Here is a 14984-nt window from a genome sequence, read left to right on the forward strand (position 1 = left end):
AAAATAATATTAGCAAGGAGCATAGCATGCGAGTGTTGCACTCAGTTTTGTTATTGAGTCTAATTTTTGTCTTATCTGCATGTAAAATTGTAGCGGAAAAACCACGTTATATAACGGATGATCAGGGGCGTGCACTTATTTTACATGGATTAAATACCAGTAGTAGTGCAAAGCAGCATCCACAGCGATTATCCTGGATCCAACCTGAAGATATTGAAAGAGAAGCGTCTCAATGGGGGTTTAATTTCGTACGGTTACTGATTTTTTGGGATGCGATAGAGCCTTCACCTGGTGTTTATGATGAACACTACTTAAATTTAGTTGCTGAACGTATTCGTTGGTATCAACAACAGAAGATGTATGTTTTATTAGATATGCATCAAGACTTGTATGCTATCCAGTTTGGCGGGGATGGTGCACCTGGTTGGGCTGTTGTTACAGATGGTTTATCCGCTAAACCCCGTTCTCCTTGGTGGCTTACTTACCTTGAACCCGGCGTGACCCGCTCTTTTGATAACTTTTGGCGTTATGATGGTAGCCATAGTTATTTGCAAGACCACTATGCAGCTATGTGGCGGCATGTAGCGCAACGCTTTAAAGATGAGCCAAATGTGATTGGCTATGATGTGATGAATGAACCCTATGGTGGAAGTCTTGCCTGGCCATTGTTTGAACCCGCTTGGTTGAAACCTTTTTATGAGCGGGTAATACGGAAGATTCGAAGTGTAGATAATGACACGTGGATTTTTGTTGAACCTCAGGCTTTAGGTGTTAATTTCGGGGTTGCATCAGCCTTACCCGTTATTAAGGATAGTCGTCAGGGCGAAAAAAGACTTGTTTATGCACCACATTTTTATCCTCCCTTATTGCATGAAGGTGGAGATTATAACGGTGACTTGACTGTTTTTAAGTCTTGGGCATCCGCACGAGCCAGGGAGTTGGATAATCAACAAATGCCTTTAGTGGTTGGCGAGTTTGGTATTAACCCTCAACAGAAAGGGTCTACACAGTTTATTCGTGATGTGACGCAGTTTGCTGATTATATGCAAGCGGGCTGGGCGCTTTGGTCAAATGACCCAGGTAGCTGGTCACCCACAGATCAGCATGGGAATGAAACGGCTTTAGTTGATGAGCTGGTTCGGGTTTACCCAAGAGCAATAGCAGGAAAACCTAAAACTTATCTTTATGATGCGAATACACGACATTTTACTTTGGAGTTTATCACTAGAAAGGGTATTACAGGGCCTACTGAAATTTATATTCCTGAACGTAGACACTTTCCTGAAGGATGGACCCTTACAGTTAATGTACCTAAACAGTTTTGGCGGCAACATTGGGACGAGAAGCGAGAGATTTTGTCACTTATTACTAAGGGGGATGACCTTCGCTATCGGGTTGAAATACGCCCAGCACGAAAATAAACGTATTTAGCAGATAAAGCTTACCCCTGCTTAAATAAGCAGGGGTAAGGTCAATTAATTAGTTCAGTTTAACCAGTTTAGACAAATCTTCAGGTGCAACAGCATCGAGTGTCATAATGCTCAGTTGATTTGAATTTTGTGTCAGGTCTGAGTTTATTTCAGCAGGTAGTTTATACATAGCGCCAGTTGCCGGATCAACAATCAGCATGCCAATTAAACCACCAAATAAAAGATTTCCCCAATACCAGCCATCAACAGTACTTTCTAAATTAATAGTTAAGTCGTTATACCCTTCACGGCTAAAAGTAACGGTATAGTCAGCACCTGAAAAGTAACCGTTGCCAGCATTTAAAGACACTGTTTCAGGTGTCGTACCCTGGTGAATGGTTTGACCTTCTTCGTTTTGGATAATAAAGGTGCTTGATGCAGGCGTACTACTGATTGCTACGGGATAAACATCTTCGCTAACAATGCTGGCACAACCAGAAATAAAGGACGTAGAAATAATGCCTGCTACCGCAAGAGTCTTTTTCAACACAATAAAGCCCCCACTTACTTCTAAATAGTAAGGTAATATGTAGCTAAAAATAATGCGGCCGCATGCGAGGTTTGCTTTGCCAGTTTTGGAACTGACTTGCAAGTTCAAGAGTTTGGGAATTCTATTTATTTTTGTGATACAAGTAAAGTTTTTTATGTGGTAGAGCTATTAAGTTATTGATGAAAGACAACATATTGTTGCATTGATTATTCGCTTTCATTGCCAATGGGGGGAGCAGGATAAGGCAGCTCAATAGTGATGTCTGTTTTTGTTTTACAACAGCAGGGGAGTATTTTTCCTTTACCAATAAAGGCTATGGGGTCTTCTATATAATCAACCTCGCCATCTAATAACGTGACCTGGCAAACACCACAAAACCCTTGGCGACATTGATATTCTGTTGCAATGTTTTGTGCTTCTAATGCTTCAAGTATTGTATGCTCACTACGGGGAATAAAGCTGAATTCGTCTTGTATTTTTATGATTTTTGCCATGGTGACATTAGAAGTGTGTAGACTGTTTTAGTTTATGTGGACCCTTGAAGGCTGTCGTAAAACTACAGTGCTCCTGACCTTTTGCGACAGCCTCCTTGTGGAGGGGTGGTGATAGCATACTATTCTTGAAATGGGATAAGGGTATGGTCTTAAAATACCCTTATCCACTAGGTTTTTTTATCGTTATAAACCTAGTTTGTTATTTGCTTATGGAAGTGTTTAAGGCTATAAGTCAAAATCAGAAAAGTCGCTGTTATCAACCTCATTATCAATAGCACCTACTAGATAAGAACTGATTTCCGCTTCTTGGGGGGCTACTTGAACATTATCACTGACCAGCCATGAGTTCATCCACGGCAGTGGGTTTTGTTTGGTTTCAAAAGCTGCGCTAAAACCGATAGCCTGCATACGTTGATTGGTGATGTATTCAATATATTGGCTCAGTATGTCTTTATTTAAACCAATCATTGATCCATCACGAAACAGATAGCCAGCCCATTCTTTTTCTTGCATTGCAGCATCAGTAAAGATTTTTTCAGCAAGAGGACGAACCTCTTTAGCTATTTCAGCCATTTCAGGGTCATCGTCTCCTGCTGCCATAATTTGCAACATATGCTGCGTACCTGTTAGGTGCAAAGCTTCATCGCGAGCGATTAGCTTGATAATTTTGGCGTTGCCTTCCATTTTGGCGCGTTCAGCAAAAGCGAAACTACAAGCGAAACTCACATAAAAGCGGATGGCTTCAAGTACATTCACAGCAACTAGTGTTAAATAAAGCTTACGCTTTATGTCACGAAGTGAAATGCTAATCGTTTGACCATTAATGACGTGCTGACCAGGGCCAAGCTGTAAGTAGTAATTGGTGCTGGCAATAAGGTCATCATAGTAACGGGTAATATCTGTGGCCCGTTTACCAATGGCTTCATTAACAACAATATCATCAAAAATTTGTGCTGGTTGAGGCAGCACATTGCGAATAATATGGGTGTAACTACGGCTATGAATTGTTTCACTGAATGACCAGGTTTCAATCCAGGTTTCGAGTTCAGGGATTGATACCAGTGGTAGAAATGCAACGTTAGGAGATCGGCCTTGTATTGAGTCCAGTAAGGTTTGGTATTTTAGATTACTGATAAAAATATGTTGCTCATGCTCAGGTAAGCCCATAAAGTCTCGGCGGTCCATTGAGAGATCAACTTCTTCTGGACGCCAAAAAAATGAAAGCTGCTTTTCGATGAGTTTTTCAAAAATAGGGTAGCGTTGTTGATCATAACGAGAGACATTGACGGACTTACCAAAAAACATGGGTTCTTTGGTGGCATCAAACTGTTCGCGATTAAAAGTAGTGTATTTCATAGAAATCATCAGGCCTGTTATCAAGCGAACCCAATTTATACCCCTAAACGAAAGATTTTTAGTGAAGGCTCATGCTAAGCGTGTTCCTTAAAAATCATTTGCAGAGGTTTACTTTTAGGGAATGAGGTAAGGCAATATGCCTTACCCATTTAGATTTTACAGGCACCTCCTGCGCAACCATCATCCAGATCATCTTGAGCGTCTTTTGCTCCATCACGCGTGTTGTGATAGTAAAGCGTTTTTACACCAAGTTTATAAGCTGTTAAGAGATCTTTTAGCAGCAGTTTCATAGGCACTTTGCTGCCTTCAAAACGGCTGGGGTCATAATTGGTATTAGCAGAAATAGTTTGATCAATGAATTTCTGCATAATGGCAACTAATTGTAAGTAGCCATCATTACTGGGGATATCCCACAGTAGTTCGTAATTTTCTTGCAGATTTTGATAGTCAGGAACGACCTGTTTTAAAATACCATCTTTACTGGCTTTAATACTGATATAGCCGCGTGGAGGTTCTATACCATTGGTTGCATTACTGATTTGAGAGGATGTTTCTGATGGCATTAATGCGCTCAGTGTACTGTTACGCAAGCCATACTCTCGAATATCCTGACGTAACATTTCCCAATCTAAGTGAAGTGGTTCGCTACAAATGTTATCAACATCATTTTTGTAGGTATCAATAGGCAAGATACCTTTTGCATAGGTCGTTTCATTAAATTTGGGGCATGCACCAAACTCTTTAGCAAGCTTGTTAGATGCTTTCAGCAAGTAGTATTGAATCGCTTCAAATGTACGATGGGTAAGTGGGTTCGCAGAGCCATCAGAGTATTTCACGCCATGCTTAGCCAAGTAATAAGCAAAGTTAATAACCCCAACACCTAAGGTGCGACGATTTAAACTGGAGTTTTGTGCTGCAGGAACGGGGTAATCTTGATACGAAAGCAAACTATCCAGGGCTCTTACAATAAGATCGGCGAGTGGCTCTAACTCATTTGGATCTTCAATTGCGCCAAGGTTAAATGCAGCCAGTGTACACAGTGCAATTTCACCTTCCGGGTCATCGATGCGGGTCAGTGGCTTAGTGGGTAGCGCAATTTCCAGACACAGATTACTTTGACGAATAGGAGCCTGCTTAGGATCAAACGGACTGTGTGTGTTGCAGTGATCAACATTTTGTAGATAAATTCGACCTGTACTGGCCCGCTCAGCAGCAAACAGTGAAAAGAGTTCTACTGCTTTTACAGTACGTTTTCGGATATTTTCATCATTTTCATACTGTACATACAGCTGTTCAAATTTTTCTTGATCTTCGAAAAAGGCGTCGTATAGACCAGGTACATCTGAAGGGCTAAATAATGTGATGTGTTCACCTTTAATCAGGCGTTGGTACATCAGTCGGTTGAATTGGACACCATAGTCAAGATGGCGTACACGGTTTTCTTCAACGCCACGATTATTTTTTAGCACCAGTAAAGATTCAACTTCAAGGTGCCAAACGGGATAAAATAAGGTTGCAGCACCACCACGAACACCACCTTGAGAACAACTTTTAACGGCTGTCTGAAAGTGTTTGTAAAAAGGAATACAGCCTGTGTGGTAAGCTTCACCACTACGAATAGCACTTCCCAAAGCACGGATACGTCCAGCGTTCACCCCAATACCTGCACGTTGACTGACGTATTTTACAATGGCACCGGCAGTTGCATTAATGGAGTCTAACGAATCATCACACTCAATCAGCACACATGAGCTAAATTGACGTGTAGGTGTGCGAACACCTGCCATAATAGGCGTAGGTAGCGATAGTTTAAATAAAGAAACTGCATCGTAAAAACGCTGAATATAATCCAGCCGAGTTTCTTTTGGGTATGGGCTAAATAAACAAGCGCCAATTAAAATATACAAAAACTGAGGGCTTTCGTAGTACTCGCCTGTAATCCTGTTTTGTACAAGGTACTTGCCTTCTAACTGTTTGACAGCAGCATAGCTGAAGTTCATATCTCGCTGATGCTGGATAAAGCTGTCCATCTGATCAAATTCTTCTTTGGTGTAATCAGATAATAAGTGGCGATCATATTTACCAAGATCTACAACCCGGCAAACATGCTCATAAAGAGTAGGGGGTTCAAATTGCCCGTAGGCTTTCTTACGTAAATGATAAATGGCTAAACGAGCAGCCAAATACTGATAATCAGGAGCCTCAGTGGAGATTAAGTCTGCTGCAGATTTGATAAGTGTTTCATGGATGTCTGCGGTTTTTATACCATCGAAAAACTGTATGTGAGACTTAAGCTCAACCTGTGACACGGAGACATTATTCAAGCCCTCAGAAGCCCAGGTAATAACTCGGTGAATTTTTTCAAGATCAAGTGGGTCTTTACGCCCATCACGTTTGGTAACCAGAAGGTTGTTGTTCATGTAGCCAATTACCTAATAAAGCAGTACCAGGTCGATAAAACATCCACAAAACAACGCCTTGACTACAAATGTAAGTCAATTGATCAGTAAGGTGACAGAAATTCCGTGTCAGTTGACAACAAAGAGGGGAGAAAACCTCTAAGACTGCTGGATAATGCTTGGCTGCATTATCAAACAAGATATTCTACTTAATGATTTGTTGTGCTAGGCGCTGATGTGTGCTCAGTAAAGTTTGTTACATCGTGTAAAGTGATTAAAAACTAGATATTGGGTTTTTTAATCTACTAAACACAAGATAATGCGGTTTTGCGTTTAATGCAAGTTTAATATCCTGGGGAGAGCCTGTGTATAAAATGTGAGTAAACGGTGAGGTGAGTGGCTACATACTCTGAAAATAGCCTATGAAACAGTTAATAAAAATTGCAATACGGCTATTACCAAACATGAATATTGTTTATCCTTGAGAGTCATAGATTAGTTAGTACCATCGTAATGGGGGTACTCAAAGACGTATTCTGATTCGATTAATTTGGTCAAAATAAACATGTGCTAATTGTCTTATTAAGGTAATGACGATACCTTTGTGAATAAATTAGGCTTTTTTTTGTTGAGTGCGTCATAAAGTAGTTATATAACGCAATAGTGATCTATTTTTAGTGTCGGTAAAATGACGGCTCGTCGGCGAAGGATGGAAGAGTTACAGTGGAACATTCAGAAACTGGTCGTATATTGATCGTCGAAGATGATGAAGATTTAGCCAGACTTACCAAGGAATATCTTGAACGTAATGGCATCAGTGCATCTGTTGAAAATGATGGTGCTAAAGCAGTTGACCGTATACTAAGTGAAACACCCGACCTTGTGGTGCTGGACCTTATGTTGCCTGGAGAAGATGGCGTTTCCATATGTCGTCGACTAAGACCAGCTTATAAAGGTCCTATTTTAATGCTGACAGCAAGAACAGACGACCTGGACCAAGTGTTAGGGTTGGAAATGGGGGCTGACGATTATGTCGCTAAGCCTGTACGGCCTCGAGTGCTTTTGGCACGGATTCGGGCATTACTGCGACGCTCACCAGGTGACGTGGTAGAAACTATAGCGCCGAGCGACTCTACGACACGCTTGGTGTTTGGGCCTTTAGTCATTGATAATGCGATGCGTGAAGCTTGGCTAAGGGACGAAAGTATTGAGTTGACAAGCGCTGAGTTTGATTTACTTTGGTTGCTTGCCAGTAATGCAGGACGTGTGCTTAGTAGGGAAGAAATCTTTCTTGCTTTACGCGGTATTGAATACGATGGTCAAGATCGCTCCATTGATGTTCGTGTTTCTCGCATTCGCCCTAAAATTGGTGATGATCCAATACACCCTCGACTGATAAAAACAGTCCGAAGTAAAGGGTATTTGTTTGTTAAAGATGCAGGTGTGATCAACGCTTAATTAAGTGAAGGTGGTTGCACTTTCTGATAAGCATGATGAATATATGCCTTATACAATAAAACCAGACAAACTTTATCGTTTTGTCTGGTTTTTGTGTATTTGGGTAAAGCAAATTTTTTCCTTTATTATTGCTCAATAATGCTTGTTTCTCGTTGAGGCTTGTTCTGTCTTATTTTTAGGGCATGACGGGGTAACTAAAAAGCAGCGCATATACACCTGTATAAGTGAGATCCTAGCACAGCGTAATTATTAAAAGCTGAGTATACTTCGGTGAATAAGCTCTCATTGAGTAAGATTATTCTCACTGATATGGGTATACCCTTGATGAGGGTAAACGGCCTGTGTTTGTTTTTGCTTTGAATTCATTTTTTCTATTCATTTGTTGATGACCCTTGATTCCTTTTAGGAGTGCTTGTGACCAGTATTTTTTTACGTATTTATGGTGGGTTGCTATTTACACTGATTCTGGTCGCAGTGTTATCGGGGTTAGCCGTCACCATTATTAATAGTTTTCGCTTACAGGATTACCAAGAATCTGTAGCTCAAGGCACATTCAATCTTGTGGCAATGCAGTTAGCAGGAAAACCGGAAGATTTACAGTTATTGCTTTTACAACAAGCAGAACATTTATTAGGTATTCCATTAGTGCTTGTTGAGGCTGAACGGACAACATTAAGTCAAGCTGAGTTAGCTCGATTGAAGGAGAAAGAGGTTGTGGTAAGTCAGCTGACACCTGAAAAAGCACACGTATATAGCATGGTGGATGAACATACGTTGTTACGTGGCAGGGTGACTAGCATTTCAGAGCAGTTGGCCTACGGTTCTGTGATGTTAATTAAGCAACATTTGATCAGTATGCCTTTTCATCATCGTCAAGCTCAGGTTGCAGAACTACAACACGTGTTTTCTTACCCTCTATCATACCACCAGGCAGCAGACAGTGGCTTATCAGCACAAAATTTACAGCGTTTACGTGATGGGCATATGGTCATGTTGCTAGGACCCGATGCGCGTTCAATCAGGTTGTTTGTTGGGCTGGAAGGAGGAAGTAATGTTGGGTTAGATGCGACTCAACAAGTACTAGAAGTAGGCCCCATTCGTTTTTTAGAAATGTACCCTTTTAAGTTAGTTTTTACGATTAGCCTCTTTGCTTTTTCATCAATTAGTCTGGCGATTTATATCTTGGTCCGTGGACTGGAAAAGCGCTTGCGTAAAATGGAGCGGGCCGCAACGAAGATCTCTCGGGGCGATCTGGATGCTCGGGTTAATGTTCGAGGTTCTGACTCTGTGGGTAGGCTGGCGAGAGCATTTAATGGAATGGCCTCACATATACAGCGTTTGTTGAGTATTCAGCAAGAAATGATCCGTGGCGTTTCACATGAATTAAGAACGCCTGTGGCTCGATTGAGGTTTGGTTTGCAAATGGTTGAGGATGCGCAATCGGCGGATGAGCGTGAAAATTATTTAGGTGGAATGGATAAAGATATTCAAGAGTTGGATCATCTTATTGATGAGATTTTAACATATGCCAGTTTGGAACAGGGATCACCTGTTTTACATTTTAAACGAATTGATGTGGATGACATCATTACCCAGGTCATTAAAGAACACTTGGCGCTTGCGAATGGTATTGCGCTGGAGCATATCCCTTGTCCAGCTTCTGAGCCTAAACGGCGCGCAGAAGTTGAGCGGCGTTATATGCAGCGTGCTATACAAAACCTGGTGGGTAATGCGCTGCGATATGCAAAAACAAAAGTGACCGTGCGTTATACCGTTACCTCTGAAACATGCCGGGTTGATGTCGAAGATGATGGGCCAGGTATTCCCGAAAATGAGTGGGATCGTGTATTTACTGCATTTGCACGCTTGGATGATAGCCGTACCCGGGCTTCAGGTGGGTATGGACTTGGTTTATCCATCGTACGACGCATAGTGTATTGGCATAATGGACGAGCATTAGTTGGGCATAGTGAAATGGGTGGGGCTCGTTTTAGTATTGTGTGGCCTCGTCGTCAGTAGAGAGATAATTATTTTTTTCTTGAACAAGAATGCATTGCACGACTTATGTTGCATCCATGTTAAAAATGGCTGATTTTAAATGTATAAAATAGTACGTTAATTTCAACTTGTTGATTTAATTACAGATTGTTTCCAACGTTTACAAAGCTATCATAGAAGTGAACAGTGAATTTTGTGACAATACAATTACTTCTATAGGAAACGCCGAGATCGGTAGTAAATAACCATTTGCTGTGGATATTTATCCTATATGAGTGAAAGTGAGGTTGTAGTTAGAACTTTCTCTTTTATCTCCTTGTTAGAGTAAGAGCTCTTTGATAGAGCTCTTTTTTTTAAATAATTATTTTTTTCAGTTATTTTTATTTTAGCAGCGTAATGCCTTGTAGTGTTTCTACACAGGTATCTTTGGCTGTTAGAATAAAATCCTGCATATAAGGTGCATTAAGTTGGTCATCTCTAGCCGCGAAATAGAGTGTTGACCAAACGCCTTCTTTGCCTAAAGGTTTTGCTGTGATATAGGCTTTTTCTAAATATTCTGTTAAAGCCCAATTGGGTAAAGCACAGACACCTCTGCCACTGGCAATTAATTGAATCATCATCAGTGTTAATTCTGATGTGCGAATTGCTTTTGGTTCAACACCGGCTAAGTCCAAAAACTGTTTAAAAATATCCAGTCGTCCTTGTTCTACTGGATAAATAATTAATGTTTCACTGGCAAGATCTTGTGGCTCAATAAAACGTTTTTTGGTAAGTGGATGTTCTTTAGGCAAAGCCAGCAAACTTTCATATCTAAATAATGGAATATAGCTAATGCCATCGAGCGGTTCAGGGTCAGCGGTGACGACTAAATCCAGATCGGCACGACAGAGGGCGGGTAATGGTGCAAAATTAAACCCGCTGGCTAAGTCTAACTCCACATCTGGCCAGTGCTGGCGATATTGATTGAGAGTTGGCATCAGCCACTGATAACAGCTATGGCATTCAATGGCTATATGTAGCCGCCCAGTTTCCCCCGTTGCTAGTCGTCCTAACTCGCGTTCCACTGCTTTTACTTGAGGCACAACTTCCTGAGCGAGGTGCAGTAATTTATAACCTGCAGTGGTTAAGCGCAGTGGCCGACTTTTGCGAACAAAGAGTGATCCGCTGATTTTATCTTCCAGGTCTTTAATTTGATGAGATAGTGCTGATTGCGTCACATGTAAGCGCTCTGCTGCAGCCACTAAACTTCCACACTCATATAAGGCTAACAAGGTCTTCAGGTGACGGAGTTCAAGCATGTTTATTAGAAATTCTCATGTTAAAGATAAAAAAAATGAGATTGTTTCAAGTTTATCTCTGACTGACACTAATGTCTATGGATGCCGCATCTACGGAAAGCACGGCGTGTAGGCCATCACCTTTTGGGCAATGAGAAGAGAACATCATGAGTGTACATAACCTGGGATTTCCCCGTATTGGTAAACGTCGGGAGTTAAAAAAGCATGTCGAAGCCTTTTGGCGAGGTGATATTGATGAGCAAACACTTCAGACTGAGGGTAAAACATTAAGAAAACTGGCATGGCAGCAACAAGCTGAAGCAGGTGTTGAGTTAATGCCAGTGGGTGATTTTGCCTGGTATGACCATGTTCTAAATATGTCCAATTGGTTGGGTGTTATTCCCCAACGTTTTCATCATCTACCTAAGGGACTCACACAATATTTTGCTATGGCGCGAGGCTACCAGCAGCAGGGAGAAACGCTGGCAGCGTGTAAGATGACGAAGTGGTTTGATACTAATTATCACTACATAGTGCCTGAGCTCGAGGAAGACCAGGGCTTTCAGTTACATGTCGACGACCTGTTGGCTCAAATAAAAGAAGCACAGCAGTTAGGTCATCAAGTGAAGCCTGTATTGGTTGGTCCTGTTACTTACTTGTGGTTAAGTGAAGTGTCTGGGCAAGGAGATAAATTACGCTTGCTGCCTGCGCTGTTGGAAGCATATGGACAACTGTTGCAGCATTTGGCTGATTTGGACATAGCTTGGGTGCAATTAGATGAGCCAGCGTTGACCTTAGACCTTTCTGTTGAATGGCGTCAGGCGTATGAACAAACTTACCATCACTTACAAACAGCGTCTGTTAAAATCCTGTTGGCAACCTATTTTGCTGGGCTAGGCGATAATTTAACGTGTGCTGTTAATTTACCTGTTGCGGGCTTGCATATTGACGCAGTTCGCGCTCCAGAGCAGTTAATAAGTGTGGTAGATCGTTTACCCCGTTACAAAGTGCTTTCAGTGGGTATTATTAATGGACGAAGTGTCTGGCGTGCCGATTTACGTCAGTTGTTGCAGACACTTAAACCTGTTTATCAGGCCTTTGGTGACAATCTATGGTTAGCCCCTAGCTGTTCATTATTGCATGTACCTGTTGATTTAGAGTTGGAAACGCAGCTGGATACAAAGGTTAAGCCAGGGCTTGCCTTTGCAATTCAAAAGTTACATGAGTTATCTGCATTATCCCTCGGTTTATGTGAGGGGGAAGCAAAAATTGCAGCACAGCTTGAGGTTTCAGATCAAGGTGTTCAAGCCAGACAACTTGCTGTGCGTCCAGTAGTACAAAAACGTTTGGCGACTTTAACAGCTCAAGCTGAACAGCGCTCACAACCCTATGCTGAGCGTGCTAAAGTTCAGCGGGCATTACTGCAATTGCCATTGCTACCAACCACCACTATTGGCTCATTTCCCCAAACTTCAGCTATACGTCAGTTGCGTGCAAAATTTCGCAAAGGGGATATCGACATAATGCAGTATCATCAGTCATTACAAAAAGAAATTCAGTTTGTTATTCAAAAACAGGAAGCCCTGGATCTTGATGTATTGGTTCATGGTGAGCCAGAACGAACAGACATGGTGGAATATTTTGCTGAGCAATTAGCAGGATTTGTAACTACTCAGTATGGTTGGGTACAAAGTTACGGCTCTCGTTGTGTACGTCCACCTATTGTCATTGGTGATGTAGAGCGGCAACAACCGATGACGGTAGGTTGGAGTGCCTATGCTCAGTCCTTATCCAATAAGCCTGTGAAAGGCATGTTGACAGGACCCGTGACAATTCTCCAGTGGTCTTATCCTCGTGATGATGTGGCGCCTGAAGTCAGTGCATTTCAGATTGCTCTTGCTTTACGTGATGAAGTGGCTGATCTGGAAAAAGCAGGTATTCACATTGTACAAATTGATGAGCCTGCATTTAGAGAGGGGGTGCCTTTACAAAAAGCAGCACAAGCCCATTATTTACATTGGGCAACACGTGCCTTCCGTATTGCATCAGCGGGTGCTAAACCTACCACACAAATCCACACTCATATGTGTTACAGCGATTTCAACAGTATTATTGAGCATATCGCAGCGATGGATGCGGATGTGATTACTATTGAAAGTACACGAGCAAAAATGCAACTTCTGGCGGCATTTGAAGCCTTTAGTTACCCCAATGAAATTGGGCCTGGTGTATACGACATTCACTCACCCAGTGTGCCTACCGCTGATGATGTTGTTAAGCTCCTACAAGCGGCAATTAAATATATTCCGGTTGAACGGCTATGGGTGAACCCAGACTGTGGACTTAAAACACGGAATTGGGATGAATGTGAACGTGCTTTGGCTGCCATGGTGAATGCGGCTAAGCAATTACGTCAATCACTTGTCTCTGAACAAGCTGAAAAGCAGGCTGATTTAGCATCTTCTACTGCATGAGGTTATTGCTAAAGGTCAGGAGTGATTCATACTACTTGTATCCATTATAAGGTGTATGTATAGACGGTTCTGGTTGTATATATAGGGTGGACTCGATAAAATAGCTGTATCTATATACAGTAAGGAGTGTGTTCACCCTATGCATCAACTTTGGCAAGATATTTCCTGTGCGTTACCTCCTCCATCCAGCCGGGTTGACCTTGTTGTTGATCCGGCTTTTTCATGTTCAGTCGTTCGAGGTTACTTTAAAACAGATGGCGAGTTTTATGTATTTGATGGGTTAAAAATTACGCACTATGTACGGAAGTGGCGATTGATTGAGGAAGGTTTGCAGTTACAGCAAATGGCATCCTAAGTATTCATTAGAAAGGGAGTTGGACTTTAGTATAGAATCTGTCATGTTAAAACAAATAACTAAGTGGATCTATGTAAGCCAATGTTGCTCAGGTGTGCTTAAGTAGGTCCACATGTAATGAGTTAATTGTGGGCTAAGATATGACGATTAAAACAGCAGTTGTCGGTTATGGTTATTCTTCAAAAACATTTCATATTCCCTTTCTGATAAACAGTGACCATTTTGATCTGGTCGCAATTAAGAGCAGTAAGCCTGATGAGATAAACAAAGACCTACCTGCAGTTAAAGCCTATACCGATATGAGTGAGCTGCTGAAAAATACAGCGGTTGAACTGGTGATTATTACTGCACCAAGTCAGTACCACTATGAATTGGCAACATCATGTCTTCAGGCCAAAAAACATGTCATTATTGAAAAACCTATGGTGTCGGATAGTGCTCAAGGCCATGCGTTGGTAGCGCTCGCTAAGCAACAAGGCGTCATTTGTTCTGTTTACCATAATCGTCGTTGGGATGGTGATTTTCTAACCGTTAAGAAGCTTATTAAAAGTGGTAAGTTAGGTGCAGTTCGTTATGTGGAATCACATTTTGATCGTTTTCGTCCGATGGTGAGAGACCGTTGGCGTGAGCAGGCTGGTCCAGGAACAGGTATTTGGTTTGACTTGGGATCACATTTGCTGGACCAGGCTTTGTGTTTATTTGGTCGACCCCAAGCAATAACAGCACGCTGTATTCCTCTGCGAGATAACTCTACGACAACTGACTTCTTTCATGTGTTATTGCACTACCCACAATTAGAAATGGTATTGCATGGCAGCCCTTATTGTGCAGCACCCAATATTCGCTTTCAAGTTCAGGGAAGCAAAGGGGCTTTTATTAAATTCGGCCTAGACCCTCAGGAAGAACAGCTTAAAGCAGGAATAAAACCCATAGAAAACTCTGGGGGTGTGATCCCTAAATGGGGTAAGGATAATGCTGAGCAATACGGTATTTTGTACACTGAAGAACAACAAGAAGTAATAGCGACTGAAGATGGATGTTACCAAAACTATTATCTGGAAATTGCTGAAGCTATTTTAAAAGGTCACGATGTACCTGTGACTGCAGAAGAAGGGCTGAATGTCATTAAACTGGTGGAGTTGGCTATTTTAAGTAGTGATAAAGGTAAAACGCTATCAGTTGATGATTATTGGGAAATGGGGCATTACGAATAA

General features: G+C 41.7%; 12 protein-coding genes. 6 read left to right on the forward strand and 6 right to left on the reverse strand.

Annotated elements, in window-relative coordinates; translation table 11 throughout:
• On the forward strand, positions 1–1421 hold a 1421-nt coding region (locus KCG35_RS13110; RefSeq protein WP_215820171.1), incomplete at its 5' end, for a cellulase family glycosylhydrolase.
• 58 nt (positions 1422–1479) lie between these two features.
• Here KCG35_RS13110 and KCG35_RS13115 read toward each other — a convergent pair.
• From KCG35_RS13115 to KCG35_RS13135, 5 genes are all read right to left on the reverse strand, one after another.
• Positions 1480–1959 carry a hypothetical protein gene (locus KCG35_RS13115; RefSeq protein WP_309227380.1) on the reverse strand — a complete coding sequence of 160 codons (480 nt, stop codon included), beginning with the start codon at positions 1957–1959 and terminating at the stop codon, positions 1480–1482.
• 206 nt (positions 1960–2165) lie between these two features.
• Positions 2166–2453, reverse strand: a complete 288-nt coding sequence (yfaE, locus tag KCG35_RS13120) for a class I ribonucleotide reductase maintenance protein YfaE (protein WP_215820172.1) — start codon at positions 2451–2453, stop codon at positions 2166–2168.
• A gap of 225 nt (positions 2454–2678) precedes the next feature.
• Positions 2679–3809 (reverse strand): class Ia ribonucleoside-diphosphate reductase subunit beta, encoded by a 1131-nt coding sequence (gene nrdB, locus KCG35_RS13125; RefSeq protein ID WP_215820174.1) that lies wholly within the window; start codon positions 3807–3809, stop codon positions 2679–2681.
• Positions 3810–3958: 149 nt separating this feature from the next.
• A complete protein-coding gene (nrdA, locus tag KCG35_RS13130) occupies positions 3959–6229 on the reverse strand; it encodes a class 1a ribonucleoside-diphosphate reductase subunit alpha (protein ID WP_215820176.1) in 2271 nt (756 codons plus the stop codon).
• Positions 6198–6407, reverse strand: a complete 210-nt coding sequence (locus KCG35_RS13135; protein WP_215820178.1) for a hypothetical protein — start codon at positions 6405–6407, stop codon at positions 6198–6200. The genes nrdA and KCG35_RS13135 overlap by 32 nt, the downstream gene beginning before the upstream one ends.
• A 524-nt stretch (positions 6408–6931) precedes the next feature.
• Between KCG35_RS13135 and KCG35_RS13140 the strand changes: the two genes are divergently transcribed.
• The gene (locus tag KCG35_RS13140) at positions 6932–7666 is read left to right on the forward strand and encodes a response regulator (RefSeq protein ID WP_215820179.1); all 735 of its coding nucleotides are present in this window, start codon (positions 6932–6934) and stop codon (positions 7664–7666) included.
• Between the two features lie 414 nt (positions 7667–8080).
• Entirely contained in the window at positions 8081–9685 is a 1605-nt protein-coding gene (locus KCG35_RS26955; protein WP_215820181.1) for an ATP-binding protein, read from the forward strand.
• A gap of 359 nt (positions 9686–10044) precedes the next feature.
• Here KCG35_RS26955 and KCG35_RS13150 read toward each other — a convergent pair whose 3' ends face one another.
• Entirely contained in the window at positions 10045–10962 is a 918-nt protein-coding gene (locus KCG35_RS13150) for a LysR family transcriptional regulator (protein WP_215820183.1), read from the reverse strand.
• A 146-nt stretch (positions 10963–11108) separates the two neighbouring features.
• Here KCG35_RS13150 and metE point away from each other — a divergent pair, with 146 nt between their 5' ends.
• From metE to KCG35_RS13165, 3 genes are all read left to right on the forward strand, one after another.
• Positions 11109–13415 carry a 5-methyltetrahydropteroyltriglutamate--homocysteine S-methyltransferase gene (gene metE / locus KCG35_RS13155; protein ID WP_215820185.1) on the forward strand — a complete coding sequence of 769 codons (2307 nt, stop codon included), beginning with the start codon at positions 11109–11111 and terminating at the stop codon, positions 13413–13415.
• Between the two features lie 139 nt (positions 13416–13554).
• Positions 13555–13770 carry a hypothetical protein gene (locus tag KCG35_RS13160; protein ID WP_215820187.1) on the forward strand — a complete coding sequence of 72 codons (216 nt, stop codon included), beginning with the start codon at positions 13555–13557 and terminating at the stop codon, positions 13768–13770.
• A gap of 140 nt (positions 13771–13910) precedes the next feature.
• Positions 13911–14984, forward strand: coding sequence for an oxidoreductase (locus KCG35_RS13165; RefSeq protein WP_215820189.1), 1074 nt, complete (start codon positions 13911–13913; stop codon positions 14982–14984).

Origin of the sequence: Zooshikella harenae (assembly GCF_018837975.1) — a bacterium.
Taxonomy (GTDB): domain Bacteria; phylum Pseudomonadota; class Gammaproteobacteria; order Pseudomonadales; family Zooshikellaceae; genus Zooshikella; species Zooshikella harenae.

Bases quoted from the DNA above. Each gene is read 5' to 3' on its own strand.
- nrdA (WP_215820176.1), bottom strand. From the start codon at position 6,229: ATGAACAACAACCTTCTGGTTACCAAACGTGATGGGCGTAAAGACCCA.
- metE (WP_215820185.1), top strand. From the start codon at position 11,109: ATGAGTGTACATAACCTGGGATTTCCCCGTATTGGTAAACGTCGGGAG.
- KCG35_RS13165 (WP_215820189.1), top strand. From the start codon at position 13,911: ATGACGATTAAAACAGCAGTTGTCGGTTATGGTTATTCTTCAAAAACA.
- yfaE (WP_215820172.1), bottom strand. From the start codon at position 2,453: ATGGCAAAAATCATAAAAATACAAGACGAATTCAGCTTTATTCCCCGT.
- nrdB (WP_215820174.1), bottom strand. From the start codon at position 3,809: ATGAAATACACTACTTTTAATCGCGAACAGTTTGATGCCACCAAAGAA.
- KCG35_RS13150 (WP_215820183.1), bottom strand. From the start codon at position 10,962: ATGCTTGAACTCCGTCACCTGAAGACCTTGTTAGCCTTATATGAGTGT.
- KCG35_RS13160 (WP_215820187.1), top strand. From the start codon at position 13,555: ATGCATCAACTTTGGCAAGATATTTCCTGTGCGTTACCTCCTCCATCC.